Below are 16,408 nucleotides of genomic sequence, written 5' to 3'. Positions count from 1 at the left end.
CGTATGCCGGGAGTGAGGTCCGAGGCCTCATCTCACTTCTCAGTGCCCCCGCTTCACCCACTCGTCGAGGTTCGGCTTCTCGGCACCGATCGACGTCGCATCACCGTGGCCGGTGAGGACGATCGTCGCCTCGGGCAGAGTGAACAGCGTGTCGCGGATCGACTCGATGATCGTCTCGAAGCTCGAGTACGACCGGCCGGTCGCGCCGGGACCGCCGTTGAACAGGGTGTCTCCCGAGAACAGGACCGGGCCGACGGCCGCACCGGCTCCGGCGGAGTCGGGAACCGGAAGTCCCGTCTCGATGAAGAAGCACGTCGAACCGGGGGAGTGCCCGGGGGTGTGCAGCGCCTTCAGCCGGACACTGTCGATGCTGAACGTGTCGCCGTCGGTGATCTCCCTGTCCGGCTGATAGTCCTCGTAGGTCATGTCCCAGAGGACACGGTCCTCGGGGTTGAGGTGGACGGGAGGGTTGCCGACGCGGTGTGCGAAATCGCGAACCGCGGCGACGTGATCGTCGTGCCCGTGCGTGAGGAGGATCGCCTTGACCTCACGGCCGTTGACCGCCTCGGCGATCGCCTCGGGGTCATGGGCCGGGTCGATGACGATGACCTCGGAGTCGTTGCCGACGATCCACACGTTGTTGTCGACGTCCCAGGTTCCACCGTCGAGCGAGAACGTTCCCTTGGTGACCAGGTGCTCGATTGCCGCAGCCATCAGAACATCACCACCGAACGCAGAACCTCACCGCGGCCCATCTTGTCGAAGGCCTCCTCGACATCGCCGATTCCGATCCTCTCGGAGACGAACTTCTCGAGCGGCAGGCGACCCTGCGTGTAGAGGTCGACGAGCATCGGGAAGTCCCGGGCCGGCAGGCAGTCGCCGTACCAGGAGGACTTGAGGCTGCCGCCGCGGCCGAACACGTCGAGCAGTGGGACGCTGAGCTCCATCTCCGGGGTCGGCACTCCGACGAGCACGACGGTGCCGGCGAGATCGCGGCCGTAGAAGGCCTGGCGCCACGTCTCGGGGCGACCGACAGCGTCGATGACGACGTCGGCGCCGAACCCGCCGGTGAGCTCCTGGATCGCCGCGACGACGCCGTCCTCGTCGAGACCACGGGAGTTGATGGTGTGCGTTGCGCCGAGGTCCTTCGCCCATTCGAGCTTCTTGTCGTCGATGTCGACGGCGATGATCGTTCCCGATCCGGCCAGCGCCGCGCCGGCGATCGCCGCACAGCCGACGCCGCCGCAGCCGATGACGGCGGTGGACTTCCCGCGACTGACCTGGCCGGTGTTGATCGCGGCGCCGATGCCCGCCATGATGCCGCAGCCGAGCAGGCCGACGACGGCGGGATCGGCCTCGTCGACGATGGTGCACTGACCGGCGGCGACGAGGGTCTTCTCAGCGAACGAGCCGATGCCCAGCGCAGCGGTCAGTTCGGTGCCGTCCTCCAGGGTCATCTTCTGCGAGGCGTTGTGGGTGGCGAAGCAGTACCACGGTTCGCCGCGCTTGCACGCCCGGCAGTCGCCGCAGATGGCTCGCCAGTTGAGGATGACGAAGTCGCCGACCTCGACATTGGTCACGCCCTCGCCGATCTCCGAGACGACACCGGCCGACTCATGGCCGAGCAGGAACGGATAGTCGTCGCTGATCCCACCCTCGCGGTAGTGGAAGTCCGTGTGGCAGACCCCGCACGACTTGACATCGACGATGACCTCGCCCGGGCCCGGGTCGGGGATGACGATGTTCGTGAGTTCCACCGGAGCACCCTTGCTCCTGGAGATGACGCCTTTGACAGTCTGTGGCATTGTGTCTCCTTGCTTGAAGCGCTGACCGCGGCCGTTGCGCCCTGATACGTTGATGACAAGCCCCACCCTAACCACGTGAGCACGGAGGGACCAGCGGACGTCCGGAACGTGAGTCGAACAGGAGAACATGTGGATTGGACGGGTGGCGAGAGGCGATCGTTTCGGTTTCAATTCGGATACGTCGCTGAATGTGCAGTCGACTCCGTTGTACCGTAGACCCACCGCAATGGAGGTTGACCCGTACACTGCGATATCGAGGAGACGCCATGGCCGGCGAATGGAAGCGCACCAAGTCAATCGAACAGAGCATCAGGGACACCGAGGATCCCGAGCATCAGCTCAAGAAGAACCTCGGCGCCTTCGACCTCATCGTCTTCGGCATCGGTGTCTGCATCGGTGCGGGGATCTTCGTGCTCACGGGGCACGCGGCGGCGACCAATGCCGGACCCGGCATCGCGCTGTCGTTCCTCATCGCAGGTCTCGCGTGCGCGCTCGCGGCAGTCTGCTATGCCGAGTTCGCCTCAACCGTTCCTGTGGCAGGAAGCGCTTATACGTTCACCTTCGCCACGATGGGCGAGCTGCTGGCGTGGATCATCGGGTGGGATCTCATCCTCGAGTTCACCGTCGGCGCCGCCGCGTTGGCGACCTCGTTCAGCCAGTACCTCGCCGTCGTCCTCGAGGGGACTCCGCTGGCGATTCCCGAAGCGATCGCGACCGCCGAGGACGGGGTGATGAACCTGCCGGCAGGCCTTCTCGTTCTCGGTCTGACCATCGTGCTCGTCAGCGGCATCAAGCTCTCCAGCCGCATCAACATGGTCGTGACCATTCTCAAGGTCGTCGTCGTCCTCGTCGTCATCGTCGCGGGTCTCTTCTTCGTCAAGGTCGCGAACTGGGTTCCCTTCGTTCCTCCCGCCGAGGCGCCGGCCGACACCGGGGGCTCGATGATGCACCTGCCGATCATCCAAGGAATCTTCGGTCTCGAACCCAGTGTCTTCGGCGTCGGCGGCATCTTCGCTGCGGCGGCCATGGTGTTCTTCGCCTTCATCGGGTTCGACGTCGTCGCCACCACCGCTGAGGAGACGCGGAATCCGCAGCGCAATCTGCCGATCGGCATCTTCGGCTCCCTGGCGATCGTCACCGCACTTTACATTGCGGTCTCTCTCGTCATCACCGGAATGCAGGACTACCGGGAGATCGACCCGGAGGACGGTGCTCCGTTGGCGACCGCGTTCGTCAGCGTCGGAATGCCTGTGATGGCGGATCTCATCGCGATCGGCGCCTGCATCGGGCTCATCGTCGTCTGCATGATCCTGTTCATGGGCCAGACGCGCGTCGGGTTCTCCATGGCGCGCGACGGACTCCTTCCGACCTGGCTGGCGAAGACGAACCCGAGGTTCGGCACTCCCTACCGATTCACGATCATCACCGGAATCATCATCGCGGTGATCGCGACGTTCGTGCCGCTGTCGACTCTGGCCGAGCTCGTCAACATCGGCACGCTGTCAGCATTCGTCCTCGTCTCGATCGGGGTCATCGTGCTCCGCAAGACCCGCCCCGACCTGCCGCGCCCCTTCAAGGTGCCGTTCGTGCCGGTGCTGCCGATCGGCTCGGCGGTGATCTGCTTCTACCTCATGCTCAATCTCAACCTCGACACCTGGATCCGCTTCCTCGTCTGGCTGCTGCTCGGTTTCATCGTCTACTTCGGATACTCGAAGAGGCACAGCCGCCTTCATCGCCCCGCCGAGGTGGATGCGCGGTGAGGCGACTGCCCGTCTGAAAATCAGCTCGGCGACCAGGTCATTCCGTCCTCCCCGCTGGTGCGGGGAGGACGGTTGCGTCATCCCCGGGCAGGCGGGGAGCACAGCAACATCGTCAAGACGGGGAAGTATCACTTCGGATCATCCCCGCGCAGGCGGGGAGCACCGAGTACCCCAAGAGCGCCGGCGTGGCCGTCTGGGATCATCCCCGCGCAGGCGGGGAGCACTCCCCGATCGACGTGATCGTAGCTACAACCGTGGGATCATCCCCGCGCAGGCGGGGAGCACCCACCAAACCCTTTCTGGTACGACCCGCGCCCGGGATCATCCCCGCGCAGGCGGGGAGCACGAACTGCAGCGGGCAGACGTGCATGGTCTGGGCGGATCATCCCCGCGCAGGCGGGGAGCACGAGCGTCTTTCCGTTGGACCACAGGGGATCGTGGGATCATCCCCGCGCAGGCGGGGAGCACGTCGTAGGCTGCGGCTCGGCGGGGGGCGGTGAGGGATCATCCCCGCGCAGGCGGGGAGCACCCCATCCACGTCAACATCACCGGCGACCGCATGGGATCATCCCCACGCAGGCGGGGAGCACCGCGCGGCCCGTTTCATCCCATTGATGACGGTCGGATCATCCCCGCGCAGGCGGGGAGCACCGATCGCGTTGCTCGCTGGGAATGTCGATCCACGGATCATCCCCGCGCAGGCGGGGAGCACCGATATGCGACTTTCGCCTCGGTGTGCATCTGCGGATCATCCCCGCGCAGGCGGGGAGCACCACAGGTTCAAACTATCGGTGATCGTGGTACACGGATCATCCCCGCGCAGGCGGGGAGCACCACAGGTTCAAACTATCGGTGATCGTGGTACACGGATCATCCCCGCGCAGGCGGGGAGCACCTTGATCTCACCGTTGCGGCGCTTCTCAGTGAGGGATCATCCCCGCGCAGGCGGGGAGCACGACAACATACCCATCTGGGCGACGGCTGGCGAGGGATCATCCCCGCGCAGGCGGGGAGCACAAGCAGGTGGTGCGGAAGAACGGGGCCACCGAGGGATCATCCCCGCGCAGGCGGGGAGCACCATCTGCGCACTGAGATCCACGACTTCTGCTTGGGATCATCCCCGCGCAGGCGGGGAGCACGTGGCGGTGCCGTCGATCCACTCCTCGCCGTCCGGATCATCCCCGCGCAGGCGGGGAGCACCACGCCGCAGCGACGGACGGGCCGTGGCAGACGGGATCATCCCCGCGCAGGCGGGGAGCACGGTGGAGCGGATCGCGGCCCGCCAGCTCATCGACGGATCATCCCCGCGTAGGCGGGGAGCACTTCCGCTCCTTCGCGTCGGTGATCTCAGCACGCGGATCATCCCCGCGTAGGCGGGGAGCACCCCCATCAGGTGCCCAAGTCCCACCTCGAGATCGGATCATCCCCGCGTAGGCGGGGAGCACCTTGTCTGGGTGCTCGTCGAGCCAGCGGAGTGCGGATCATCCCCGCGTAGGCGGGGAGCACCGATCTGCGAGCGCTTCTCGACGATGCAGTCAGGGATCATCCCCGCGTAGGCGGGGAGCACACGGACCTCGCCGACCAGACGGTGCGGACGAACGGATCATCCCCGCGTAGGCGGGGAGCACCGTGATGCGCGCCTGCTGGGTGATGCCCGTGACGGGATCATCCCCGAGTAGGCGGGGAGCACTCGTCCATCTCGAGCGAGAAGAACCCGACCGCCGGATCATCCCCGCGTAGGCGGGGAGCACAAGGCGACCGCGACTCACCCTCTCGGCTACCTGGGATCATTCCCGCGTAGGCGGGGAGCACTTGAACATTCAATTATCAATATGTGATTGAACAGGATCATCCCCGCGTAGGCGGGGAGCACGAGCAACGGTTCTTCGATAAGTGGATGCCAGAGGGATCATCCCCGCGTAGGCGGGGAGCACACCCTCACGGTCGCGGAAGCGGAAATGCAACGTGGATCATCCCCGCGTAGGCGGGGAGCACCGGCCGGCGTCGTCGCGTTGGGTGTCGCCGCAGGGATCATCCCCGCGTAGGCGGGGAGCACATCAAGGGTGACGAGCAGGACCTGCGGAAGAACGGATCATCCCCGCGTAGGCGGGGAGCACGGCGTCAACAAGCACGACACCCCGCGCGACGTGGGATCATCCCCGCGTAGGCGGGGAGCACGTGGGCACCATGCTCCCACCCGTGACGGATGGGGGATCATCCCCGCGTAGGCGGGGAGCACCCCTGCAGGGTTTGGTTCCGTGGATACGTAGCAGGATCATCCCCGCGTAGGCGGGGAGCACTTCACTCCTGCGAAGTCGGATCGCCCGGAAGCGGGATCATCCCCGCGTAGGCGGGGAGCACCGTCTCGCGAGCATCGCGGGGTGGCTTGCCGTGGGATCATCCCCGCGTAGGCGGGGAGCACCGTCGGCCTCGAGGTCGTGGACGAGCTGGCGGGGGATCATCCCCGCGTAGGCGGGGAGCACCGAGACTTCCTCGCGTCCTCCTGGAGGTTCTTCGGATCATCCCCGCGTAGGCGGGGAGCACGAGGAACCTCCTCTCGGTGTGGGATGGCACTGAGGATCATCCCCGCGTAGGCGGGGAGCACTCGTTGTCGGTGGCCGCGTTCGGGGAGTTCGTGGGATCATCCCCGCGTAGGCGGGGAGCACACGGTCTTGGTCACCGGTTCGTCGGCGTAACCCGGATCATCCCCGCGTAGGCGGGGAGCACCCTCGCTGGCCGCTGGTACCGCTGGAACGCCGAGGATCATCCCCGCGTAGGCGGGGAGCACGTGGGCACCATGATCCCACCCGTGACGGATGGGGGATCATCCCAGCGTAGGCGGGGAGCACCACACCCGCAACGTCACCGTGGAACGCTGCAGCGGATCATCCCCGCGTAGGCGGGGAGCACGACATGGCCGTGGAAGCCGAGTCGGTGGGTGAGGGATCATCCCCGCGTAGGCGGGGAGCACTGCATTCGTTGAGTAGGCGGCGACCCGCCCGGAGGATCATCCCCGCGTAGGCGGGGAGCACCCCCGCACCGCCCGAACCAACCGCGGCCGAGCAGGATCATCCCCGCGTAGGCGGGGAGCACTGATCGCTGTCCTTCCATGAATCGTCACCGACGGGATCATCCCCGCGTAGGCGGGGAGCACACGCTCACTGAGTGTGACCACGACATCGGGCAGGGATCATCCCCGCGTAGGCGGGGAGCACGATGAGTATCCAGGCGGTTTCGTTGAGCCACCAGGATCATCCCCGCGTAGGCGGGGAGCACCCTCCGAAGGGGTCGAACACCAGGTCTCCGGGGGGATCATCCCCGCGTAGGCGGGGAGCACTGAGTGGGTGAGACCCACGGGCGCCCACGACGCGGATCATCCCCGCGTAGGCGGGGAGCACTGGGCTTTCGCCGCCGACTCAGCAGCAGCCGCCGGATCATCCCCGCGTAGGCGGGGAGCACCTGACCACTTCCCCGTCGAGACGGGCGACGACCGGATCATCCCCGCGTAGGCGGGGAGCACATGACGTAGGCGGGATCGTCGAGGGTCTCCCAGGGATCATCCCCGCGTAGGCGGGGAGCACATCGACGGGGCGATCTGCCCGAAGTAGCGGGACGGATCATCCCCGCGTAGGCGGGGAGCACCGCAACGACCTCACGGATGAGGAGATTCCCCTGGGATCATCCCCGCGTAGGCGGGGAGCACGCCGGTGTGCTTGACGAACGTCGCACCCCACCCGGATCATCCCCGCGTAGGCGGGGAGCACCATGGTGCGCTCATCGTCCGCTGGGATGGGCTGGGATCATCCCCGCGTAGGCGGGGAGCACTGTCTGCGGGGTGACCCACAGCTCGTCCGCCCAGGATCATCCCCGCGTAGGCGGGGAGCACCTGCCCGATGTTACCGGCGAGTATCCTCACAACGGATCATCCCCGCGTAGGCGGGGAGCACCTGGACCACGACGAATCGGTGATGAGCATGGGCGGATCATCCCCGCGTAGGCGGGGAGCACTGATAGCAGTTGAGGCATGGTGGGTGCGGGTTGGGATCATCCCCGCGTAGGCGGGGAGCACGAGCACCTGACCGAGCGAGATCTGATCGGCGGGGGATCATCCCCGCGTAGGCGGGGAGCACTCGGTGCTTGAACTCCACGTCGGCTGTTTTGGCGGATCATCCCCGCGTAGGCGGGGAGCACGTCTGATGGGTGGGGAGCTCTTCAGCAGGGCTCGGATCATCCCCGCGTAGGCGGGGAGCACGTCCGACCCGCGCTCGCCGACTATCTGCTGCTGGGATCATCCCCGCGTAGGCGGGGAGCACTTGATCCCGTTCGCGGAACGGTGGCCCGCGGTCGGATCATCCCCGCGTAGGCGGGGAGCACTTCCGGTGCGCGGGGTCCGCGGCGTCGTAGGTGGGATCATCCCCGCGTAGGCGGGGAGCACCCACGGACTCACGCAGCCCGCGAGCGCGGCACGGGATCATCCCCGCGTAGGCGGGGAGCACGGTCTTCGAGGATGGCGTGGGCTTCGGTGGGGGGGGATCATCCCCGCGTAGGCGGGGAGCACTTCTCACCCGACTCGGCCGGGTAGATCGTCACCGGATCATCCCCGCGTAGGCGGGGAGCACCCCGAGACTGATCCCCGCATCGGCAAGGGGCTGGGATCATCCCCGCGTAGGCGGGGAGCACGCCCAAGGTCACAGTCTGGTAACAATGTCCATCGGATCATCCCCGCGTAGGCGGGGAGCACCCCGGGCGTCGAGGTCCGGGTCGCGACGAACCAGGATCATCCCCGCGTAGGCGGGGAGCACACGCTGAGGTCGTGGACGTTCTGGGCGACGCGCGGATCATCCCCGCGTAGGCGGGGAGCACCCCGAGCACGGGCGTGTGGAGGCGATCAAGGCGGGATCATCCCCGCGTAGGCGGGGAGCACGTACACAGATCCCGAGGTCCAGCCGGGAGACCCGGATCATCCCCGCGTAGGCGGGGAGCACGAGAAATGGGACTGCGAGAAGGACCAGGTGACGGGATCATCCCCGCGTAGGCGGGGAGCACGGTGAGGTGGTGCGCGGGTGGGTGGGTCAGAACGGATCATCCCCGCGTAGGCGGGGAGCACGAGGCTTACTCCGAGTCGCTCGGCGGCTTCGACGGATCATCCCCGCGTAGGCGGGGAGCACGCGCGGCGGATCGCGCGATCGTTCGCGCGCCACGGATCATCCCCGCGTAGGCGGGGAGCACGAACGTCGACGGGAGACGCCCCTCGCCGTGGAGGGATCATCCCCGCGTAGGCGGGGAGCACTGCCTGTCCAGTTCCACTGTGACCCAGTGGTGCGGATCATCCCCGCGTAGGCGGGGAGCACTCGATATCGACCCGGACGCGACTCAGTACGCGGGGATCATCCCCGCGTAGGCGGGGAGCACACCCTGACGTTCCGGCACCCGGACCCGTAGCCCGGATCATCCCCGCGTAGGCGGGGAGCACCAGACTATCGCCACCGAACTCAAGCGCGGCCAGGGATCATCCCCGCGTAGGCGGGGAGCACTAGGGGGACGGCTCAACGCCCTCATCGCCGTGCGGATCATCCCCGCGTAGGCGGGGAGCACCTGCATGGACCGGACACCAGCAAGGCACGCCGCGGATCATCCCCGCGTAGGCGGGGAGCACCGATTCGTTGGATGCTCCAACACGCGTTGCGAGGGATCATCCCCGCGTAGGCGGGGAGCACATCATGTTTGCTCGGTATTCTTCGAGGCTTTTCGGATCATCCCCGCGTAGGCGGGGAGCACCATGCTCGAGAACATGTGGATGGCACAGAACTAGGATCATCCCCGCGTAGGCGGGGAGCACGCAGTGGCAGGACAAGCAGTCGGGCGAGAATCGGGATCATCCCCGCGTAGGCGGGGAGCACGAGCACCCCGTATTCACGGTCGTCGAGTGGCAGGGATCATCCCCGCGTAGGCGGGGAGCACCTGCTGTGCTCCTGTGTGGTGGTGGTGGGTTCGGGATCATCCCCGCGTAGGCGGGGAGCACGTCGGCATCGAATGCGGGCCCGGTGTCGAGCGGGGATCATCCCCGCGTAGGCGGGGAGCACACCCACATTTCCCACTGGCATTGGATCGCGTACGGATCATCCCCGCGTAGGCGGGGAGCACGCCGATGGAGGTGACGGGGTGAACTACCATCAGGGATCATCCCCGCGTAGGCGGGGAGCACCCGCTTCTCCACTTTCCGCCGTTGAGCCGACAGGGATCATCCCCGCGTAGGCGGGGAGCACCATTCCGTTGCTAGCAATAGCTCACGGGATCGCGGATCATCCCCGCGTAGGCGGGGAGCACTCGTGTCACCCCGTCACCTCCATGGGCTTGTGCGGATCATCCCCGCGTAGGCGGGGAGCACCCGAAGAATCTGGGGACGACGTGGCAAAGGATGGGATCATCCCCGCGTAGGCGGGGAGCACCTCGATTCGTTCGATTTGGCGTTGCCGTTTCTGGGATCATCCCCGCGTAGGCGGGGAGCACGCGAGACAAGCAGGTCATCGCGGAGATGTGGTGGGATCATCCCCGCGTAGGCGGGGAGCACATCAGCTTCTCCGCGGCGTGCACCCCGCCAGGGGGATCATCCCCGCGTAGGCGGGGAGCACCGGGTCCACCACGTCGACTTCATCCACCCACGGGGATCATCCCCGCGTAGGCGGGGAGCACATCGCCGAGTACGTGCAACGCAAATGCCGCGAGGGATCATCCCCGCGTAGGCGGGGAGCACTGATCGTCGTCGGTGAGGTTGTTCATTGCGTCCGGATCATCCCCGCGTAGGCGGGGAGCACACGGCCTTGGACTTCTCCCGCTGATACCAGGACGGATCATCCCCGCGTAGGCGGGGAGCACAAATCCACTTCCCTCGTAGCACCGTGGCGGTTCGGATCATCCCCGCGTAGGCGGGGAGCACTCTTTCGCGAGCTGAATGTCGTCAGCGGAGGCAGGATCATCCCCGCGTAGGCGGGGAGCACCACCACGGGGGCTTGGTGTACGTCTACACCCGGGGATCATCCCCGCGTAGGCGGGGAGCACGCGAGACCACCGAGCGTGAAAACGAACACCTGCGGATCATCCCCGCGTAGGCGGGGAGCACTGGCCTGCCACCATCGGGCAGCATCAGACAAGGGGATCATCCCCGCGTAGGCGGGGAGCACATCGTGGGCACGATTCTGGTGGCGGCGATCAACGGATCATCCCCGCGTAGGCGGGGAGCACCGATCGACTTCGCTCAGGGTGACGAGTTCTGGAGGATCATCCCCGCGTAGGCGGGGAGCACGAGCCCTCATCGCCTCCGCAGCCACCCTAGTTGGGATCATCCCCGCGTAGGCGGGGAGCACCGGCCCGTTCGGTGCCGTGCCGATGTTCTACTCGGATCATCCCCGCGTAGGCGGGGAGCACCTCACCCCGCACGAGATCAGCATGGCGATGGCGGGATCATCCCCGCGTAGGCGGGGAGCACACGATCACCACGCCCACCGGCATTGACTTGGAGGGATCATCCCCGCGTAGGCGGGGAGCACATACGCCTCTATAGACCGACTTCGGTACTCGGCGGATCATCCCCGCGTAGGCGGGGAGCACCGGCAGCGTATGGGCAAACGGACAGGTCGACAAGGATCATCCCCGCGTAGGCGGGGAGCACGTCACTCGTGTAATCACCCTGCCAGCGGGGATGGGATCATCCCCGCGTAGGCGGGGAGCACTCCGGGACGTCTGCCGCGAGTGCGATGAGTGACGGATCATCCCCGCGTAGGCGGGGAGCACTTCTCACCCGACTCGGCCGGGTAGATCGTGACCGGATCATCCCCGCGTAGGCGGGGAGCACCCCATCGAGCGGGAGACCTACGGCGGGATCATCGGATCATCCCCGCGTAGGCGGGGAGCACTTAATGAAATTCCAGACGGCATTGATCGCCGTCGGATCATCCCCGCGTAGGCGGGGAGCACACTACTTGACCTGGATCTATTCTAACGAAGTCGAGGCTAGAGGATGAGTTTGTCTCTGAACTCATCGGAAGATCGCTCGACAGACAACACGATGCGAGGCGGGCGCGACTGATGTCGCGCCCGCCTCGGTGGAATCGGTCGATCGGACGGTCTGCTGCCGTTCCGACTGACTTCGCGTCGAGCTCGATCTCCGGAACTCACGAATATGAGGTTCGAGCTCGCTCAGCTCACTCCATGTCGGGGTGCTTGCGCAGGTGCATGATCGCAGCCGCGAGGCCGCCCCAGACGGTGATCATGGCGATGACCATCATGATGATTGCAGGCGCTTCCATCACTTACCTCCTTTGAGTTCTTCGTGCACCGAGTCCGCGACGGAGGCGTCGGTGTCGTCGAGTGTCTTCTGCGGCCACTTGATGAGCGACAGCACGATGGCGATGACGATGAGCAGGCCGATCATGCCCCAGCCGAAGACGCCGGTGATGAGCGGCGGGTAGCCCTCGTACCCCTCGGTGACGTAGGTGATGATCTGGGTGATGAGCATGTAGGCCAGTACCACGGTGGTGATTCCGCCGAGGACGATCATCCACACCCGGCCGACCTTGAAGCTCGAGATCGCATTGAGGTGATCACGCAGCAGCGGCAGCTTCCGGGCCACCCAGCCGACGACGATGAGACCGACGACGGCCGCACCGACGATGCCGATGTTGTTGGCCCACGCATCGACGGTGTCGAGGACGTAGAGGCCGGTGACGGTCGGCATGAGGAGGATCGAGATGACCGCCATGACGCCTCCGACCAGCAGGATCGACGCCTTGTTGCCGACGCCGAACTTCTCACGCAGCGCCTGGATGGGCACCTGCACGATGGAGATCAGCGAGGTGAGCCCGGCGAAGACGAGGCAGGCGAAGAAGGCGAAGCCGAACAGTCCGCCGCCCGGCATCTCGGAGATCAGCGTCGGGAACCCGACGAAGGCGAGACCGATGCCGCTCGAGGCGACCTCGGAGACCTCGGTGCCCTGCGCGGTGGCCATGAAGCCGAGCGCGGCGAAGACGCCGATGCCCGCGAGGATCTCGAAACCGGAGTTCGAGAACGCGACGACCAGGCCCGAACCGGTGAGGTTCGTCTTCCGCTTGAGGTACGAGGCGTAGGTGATCATGATGCCGAAGGCGATCGACAGGGAGAAGAAGATCTGCCCGTAGGCCGCGATCCACACCGCGGGATCCGCCAGTGCCGCGAAGTCCGGGGTGAAGAGCGCGTTGAGGCCCTCTGCCGCACCGGGCAGGAACAGCGCCCGGATGACCAGGGCGAGGAACAGGATGACGAGCAGCGGGATGAAGATCTTCGAGAAGCCGGCGATCCCGTTCTGCACGCCCATGAGCAGGATGCCCAGGGTGATGACCCAGACGAGGATGACCGGGATGAGGACGCCGGGGACGAAGTCGAACGAGACGCCCGGGTCGCCGAGCTGGAGGAACTCTCCGAAGAGGAATCCCTCGGCGTCGTCTCCCCAGGCCTGGTTGAGCGAGAAGAACATGTAGCAGCCGGCCCACGCGATGATCGCCGCGTAGTAGATGCCGATGACGAACGCGACACCTGTCTGGAACCAGCCGATGGGCTCGGCGACCTTCGTCGCCATCCGGAACGCCAGGGGAGCCGACCCGCGGGACCGGTGACCGAGCGCGTAGTCGAAGAACAGCAGGGGGATGCCCGCGGTCAGCAGTGCGACCAGATAGGGGATGATGAACGCGCCGCCGCCGTTGTCATACGTGACGTAGGGGAAGCGCCAGATGTTGCCGAGGCCCACGGCCGAGCCGATGGCCGCGAAGATGAACGCGCCCCGGGTGGCGAAGACCTCCCTCTGGGGTGTAGCGGTGGTAGACATGATGTCCTTTCTTTCTCAACCACATTGTTGTGAGGCCGAACAGTGGTCAGGGGCCGTCTCCTGTGGGATGACGACGTGGACCTGTACTCAGGTCGCCTCCTGGAGGGTCTCCCCGTTCAGCGAACGTCTGTCTCGAATACTGGGAACAAGTTTACTGTGAATTCGCCGTGAAGCGTGGGTCAGCTCACTTGAACCGCGTAACAGTCTCATATCGAAATCCGGACACCGCAAATCCCCGCGGCGGGACCGCCGGATCGCCCGGACGACACTCTGCGTCACCTCGGCGACCATCGCTCCCACCTGGGCGCTCGCCGGCGATCGGCTCGCGAGGCCACCCGGCGGTAGACTTGGCCGTGTGACTATCGCTCTCTACAACACCGCCAGCCGCACAACGGAAGAACTGCGCCCCGTCGCCGAGGGGCATGTCGGGATCTACGTCTGTGGTGCCACGGTGCAGGGCGAACCCCACATCGGGCACCTGCGCTCGGCCTCGGTCTTCGACCAGCTGCGCCGGTGGCTGCTCTACCGCGGCTACGCGGTCACCCTCATCCGCAACGTCACCGACATCGACGACAAGATCCTGTCGAAGTCGGTCGAGGAGGGACGTCCCTGGTTCGCCCACGCCTACCTCTATGAACGCGCGTTCACCGACGCCTACGCCGCGCTCGACGTCCTCCCGCCCACGTACGAACCGCGGGCGACCGGCCACATCACGGAGATGATCGAGCTCATCGATCGGCTCATCGCCGCCGGCCACGCCTACCCGGCCCTCGACGGCTGCGGAGACGTGTACTTCGACGCGACCTCGTGGGCGGACTACGGAGAGCTGACCAACCAGCGCATCGACGACATGGAGCCCGCCGGTGACTCCGAGCTGCGCGGGAAGAAGGATCCGCGGGACTTCGCCCTGTGGAAGGCGCACAAGCCCGGCGAACCCGACACCGCCTCCTGGCCCTCGCCATGGGGCCGCGGGCGCCCCGGCTGGCACATCGAATGCTCGGCGATGTCGATGAAGTACCTCGGCACCGAATTCGACATCCACGGCGGCGGACTCGACCTCCGCTTCCCCCACCACGAGAACGAGCTCGCCCAGGCCCGCGCGGCCGGGGACGGCTTCGCGAAGATCTGGATGCACTCCGGACTGCTCAACGTCGGCGGGGACAAGATGTCGAAGTCGCTCGGCAACTCCGTCTTCGCCTCCGATCTCTTCGCCCGGTTCAGCCCCCTGGCCGTGCGCTACTTCCTCACGAGCGCCGGCTACCGTTCGATCCTCGAGTTCTCCGCCGAGGCGATGGAGCGGCAGACCGCCTCCCTCGACCGGCTGGCGAACTTCCTCGACCGCGCCCGTCAGGCCCTCGGCGACGAGGCGCCGGCCCTGCCGAACGTCCACTCCGGCTACGCCGAGCGCAGCGTCGACGTGCCCGCGGAGTTCGCCGCGGCCCTCGACGACGACCTCGGCGTGCCGCGCGCGCTGTCCGTCGTCTTCGCGAGGGTCACCGAGGGCGCCAAGCTCCTCGACTCCGCGGCCGAGAGAGCTCGGCTGCGGGGGATCGTCGCCGAGGTGGAGCTCATGCTCGACATCCTCGGCGTCAATCCCAGCGCCGAGGTGTGGGCGGCCTCAAGCGCGGACCCGAAGCTCGAGTTCGCCCTCGACGCCCTCGTCGCCGGACTCGCCGAGCAGCGGGCCGCGGCGAAGGCGCAGCGGAACTTCGCGGTCGCCGACGCCATCCGCGACAACCTGGCGGCAGCGGGCGTCGTCATCGAGGACACGGCGGACGGCTACCGCTACCACCTCAAGGACAGCTGACCCGAAACGCCGACCGGTCGGAGGGCAGACCGACCGGCTCGAGGGCAGACCGACCGTCCCGATCGACTCGACCGACTCAGCGGCCCGACCGGCCGACAGCGACCGGCCGACAGCGACCGACCGAGACGGGGACCGGCCCCATGGCAGGGCCGATCACCTGACCATCAGACATGCAGCGGCAGCCCCGCTGACACGAACGCCGAACGAAGGACACACATGGCATCGAACTCCCGCACCGGTGGCTCCGGCCGCAAGAAGGGCCCGACCAAGGGCTCGGGCGGCAAGAACCGCCGCAGCCTGCAGGGCCGGGGACCGACCCCGAAGGCCGAGGACCGCGTCTACCACAAGGCGTACAAGGCCAAGCAGGCGCGCCAGGCCGCCGGCGCCAGCCAGCAGGCCAAGCGGAGGAAGAAGGAGCTCGGCCCCAACATGGTCGCCGGCCGCAACTCGGTGCTCGAGGCGCTGCGCGAGGACGTCCCGGCGACCGCGCTCTACGTGGTCGGGCGGATCGACTCGGACGACCGCGTGCGCGAGTCGATCAAGATCGCCGCCGAGCGCGGCATCTCGATGCTCGAGGCCTCGAAGCCCGACCTCGACCGGCTCACCGACGACGCGATCCATCAGGGCATCGCCCTGCAGATCCCGCCCTACGACTACGCGGAGCCCGAGGACCTCCTCGAGTTCGCGGCCGACCGCGCGGAGGCCCCGCTGCTCGTCGCCCTCGACGGGATCACCGATCCGCGCAACCTCGGCGCGATCGTCAGGTCCGTCGCGGCCTTCGGCGGTCACGGGGTCATCATCCCCGAACGCCGCGCCGCCTCGATGACGGCCGCGGCCTGGAAGACCTCCGCAGGCGCGGCCGCCCGGATCCGGGTCGCCCAGGTCGTCAACCTCGCACGGACCATCGACGAGCTGAAGAAGCAGAACGTCTTCGTCGTCGGACTCGACATGGACGGCGACGTCGAACTGCCGGAGCTCAGCTTCAGCCGCGACCCCCTGTGCATCGTCGTCGGCTCCGAGGGCAAGGGCATCTCCCGACTCATCGCCGACAAGTGCGATCAGATCGTGTCGATCCCGATCGCCGCGACCACGGAGTCCCTCAACGCGGGCATCGCCGCCGCGGTGTCCCTCTACGAGGTCGCCCGCACCCGCCGCGGCTGACGGCCGGATGAGCCACCGC

At 66.9% G+C, this 16,408-nt stretch carries 7 protein-coding genes and 1 CRISPR repeat array; of the genes, 3 read left to right on the top strand and 4 right to left on the bottom strand.

Annotation, left to right across the window (positions count from 1 at the left end; all coding sequences use genetic code 11):
• Positions 1-39: 39 nt before the first annotated feature.
• Positions 40-714: an MBL fold metallo-hydrolase gene (locus DFO65_RS07205; protein WP_113903743.1), complete on the bottom strand. Its 675-nt coding sequence runs from the start codon at positions 712-714 to the stop codon at positions 40-42.
• Positions 714-1,805, bottom strand: a complete 1,092-nt coding sequence (locus DFO65_RS07200) for an S-(hydroxymethyl)mycothiol dehydrogenase (protein ID WP_113903742.1) — start codon at positions 1,803-1,805, stop codon at positions 714-716. The genes DFO65_RS07205 and DFO65_RS07200 overlap by 1 nt, the downstream gene beginning before the upstream one ends.
• A 266-nt stretch (positions 1,806-2,071) precedes the next feature.
• Between DFO65_RS07200 and DFO65_RS07195 the strand changes: the two genes are divergently transcribed.
• The gene (locus tag DFO65_RS07195) at positions 2,072-3,565 is read left to right on the top strand and encodes an amino acid permease (protein WP_113903741.1); all 1,494 of its coding nucleotides are present in this window, start codon (positions 2,072-2,074) and stop codon (positions 3,563-3,565) included.
• A 74-nt stretch (positions 3,566-3,639) separates the two neighbouring features.
• A CRISPR array of direct repeats spans positions 3,640-11,539; the repeat unit is 28 nt; unit sequence GGATCATCCCCGCGTAGGCGGGGAGCAC.
• A 227-nt stretch (positions 11,540-11,766) separates the two neighbouring features.
• Here the strand turns inward: DFO65_RS07195 and DFO65_RS07190 are convergent.
• Both DFO65_RS07190 and DFO65_RS07185 read right to left on the bottom strand, forming a co-directional pair.
• Positions 11,767-11,871, bottom strand: a complete 105-nt coding sequence (locus DFO65_RS07190; protein ID WP_113903740.1) for a methionine/alanine import family NSS transporter small subunit — start codon at positions 11,869-11,871, stop codon at positions 11,767-11,769.
• Positions 11,871-13,421 carry a sodium-dependent transporter gene (locus DFO65_RS07185; protein ID WP_113903739.1) on the bottom strand — a complete coding sequence of 517 codons (1,551 nt, stop codon included), beginning with the start codon at positions 13,419-13,421 and terminating at the stop codon, positions 11,871-11,873. Before DFO65_RS07185 ends, DFO65_RS07190 begins: the two co-directional genes overlap by 1 nt.
• A gap of 355 nt (positions 13,422-13,776) precedes the next feature.
• Here DFO65_RS07185 and cysS point away from each other — a divergent pair, with 355 nt between their 5' ends.
• Together cysS and rlmB are read left to right on the top strand one after the other, a co-directional pair.
• Positions 13,777-15,228 carry a cysteine--tRNA ligase gene (gene cysS / locus DFO65_RS07180; RefSeq protein ID WP_113903738.1) on the top strand — a complete coding sequence of 484 codons (1,452 nt, stop codon included), beginning with the start codon at positions 13,777-13,779 and terminating at the stop codon, positions 15,226-15,228.
• A gap of 216 nt (positions 15,229-15,444) precedes the next feature.
• Complete coding sequence (gene rlmB / locus DFO65_RS07175) at positions 15,445-16,389, top strand: 23S rRNA (guanosine(2251)-2'-O)-methyltransferase RlmB (protein ID WP_113903737.1); 945 nt, start codon at positions 15,445-15,447, stop codon at positions 16,387-16,389.
• Positions 16,390-16,408: the final 19 nt, after the last annotated feature.

This window comes from Brevibacterium sanguinis (genome assembly GCF_003315415.1).
Classification (GTDB): domain Bacteria; phylum Actinomycetota; class Actinomycetes; order Actinomycetales; family Brevibacteriaceae; genus Brevibacterium; species Brevibacterium celere_A.
Note: the sequence above shows the minus strand (reverse complement) of the source record. Positions and strands in the feature narration are given on the sequence as shown.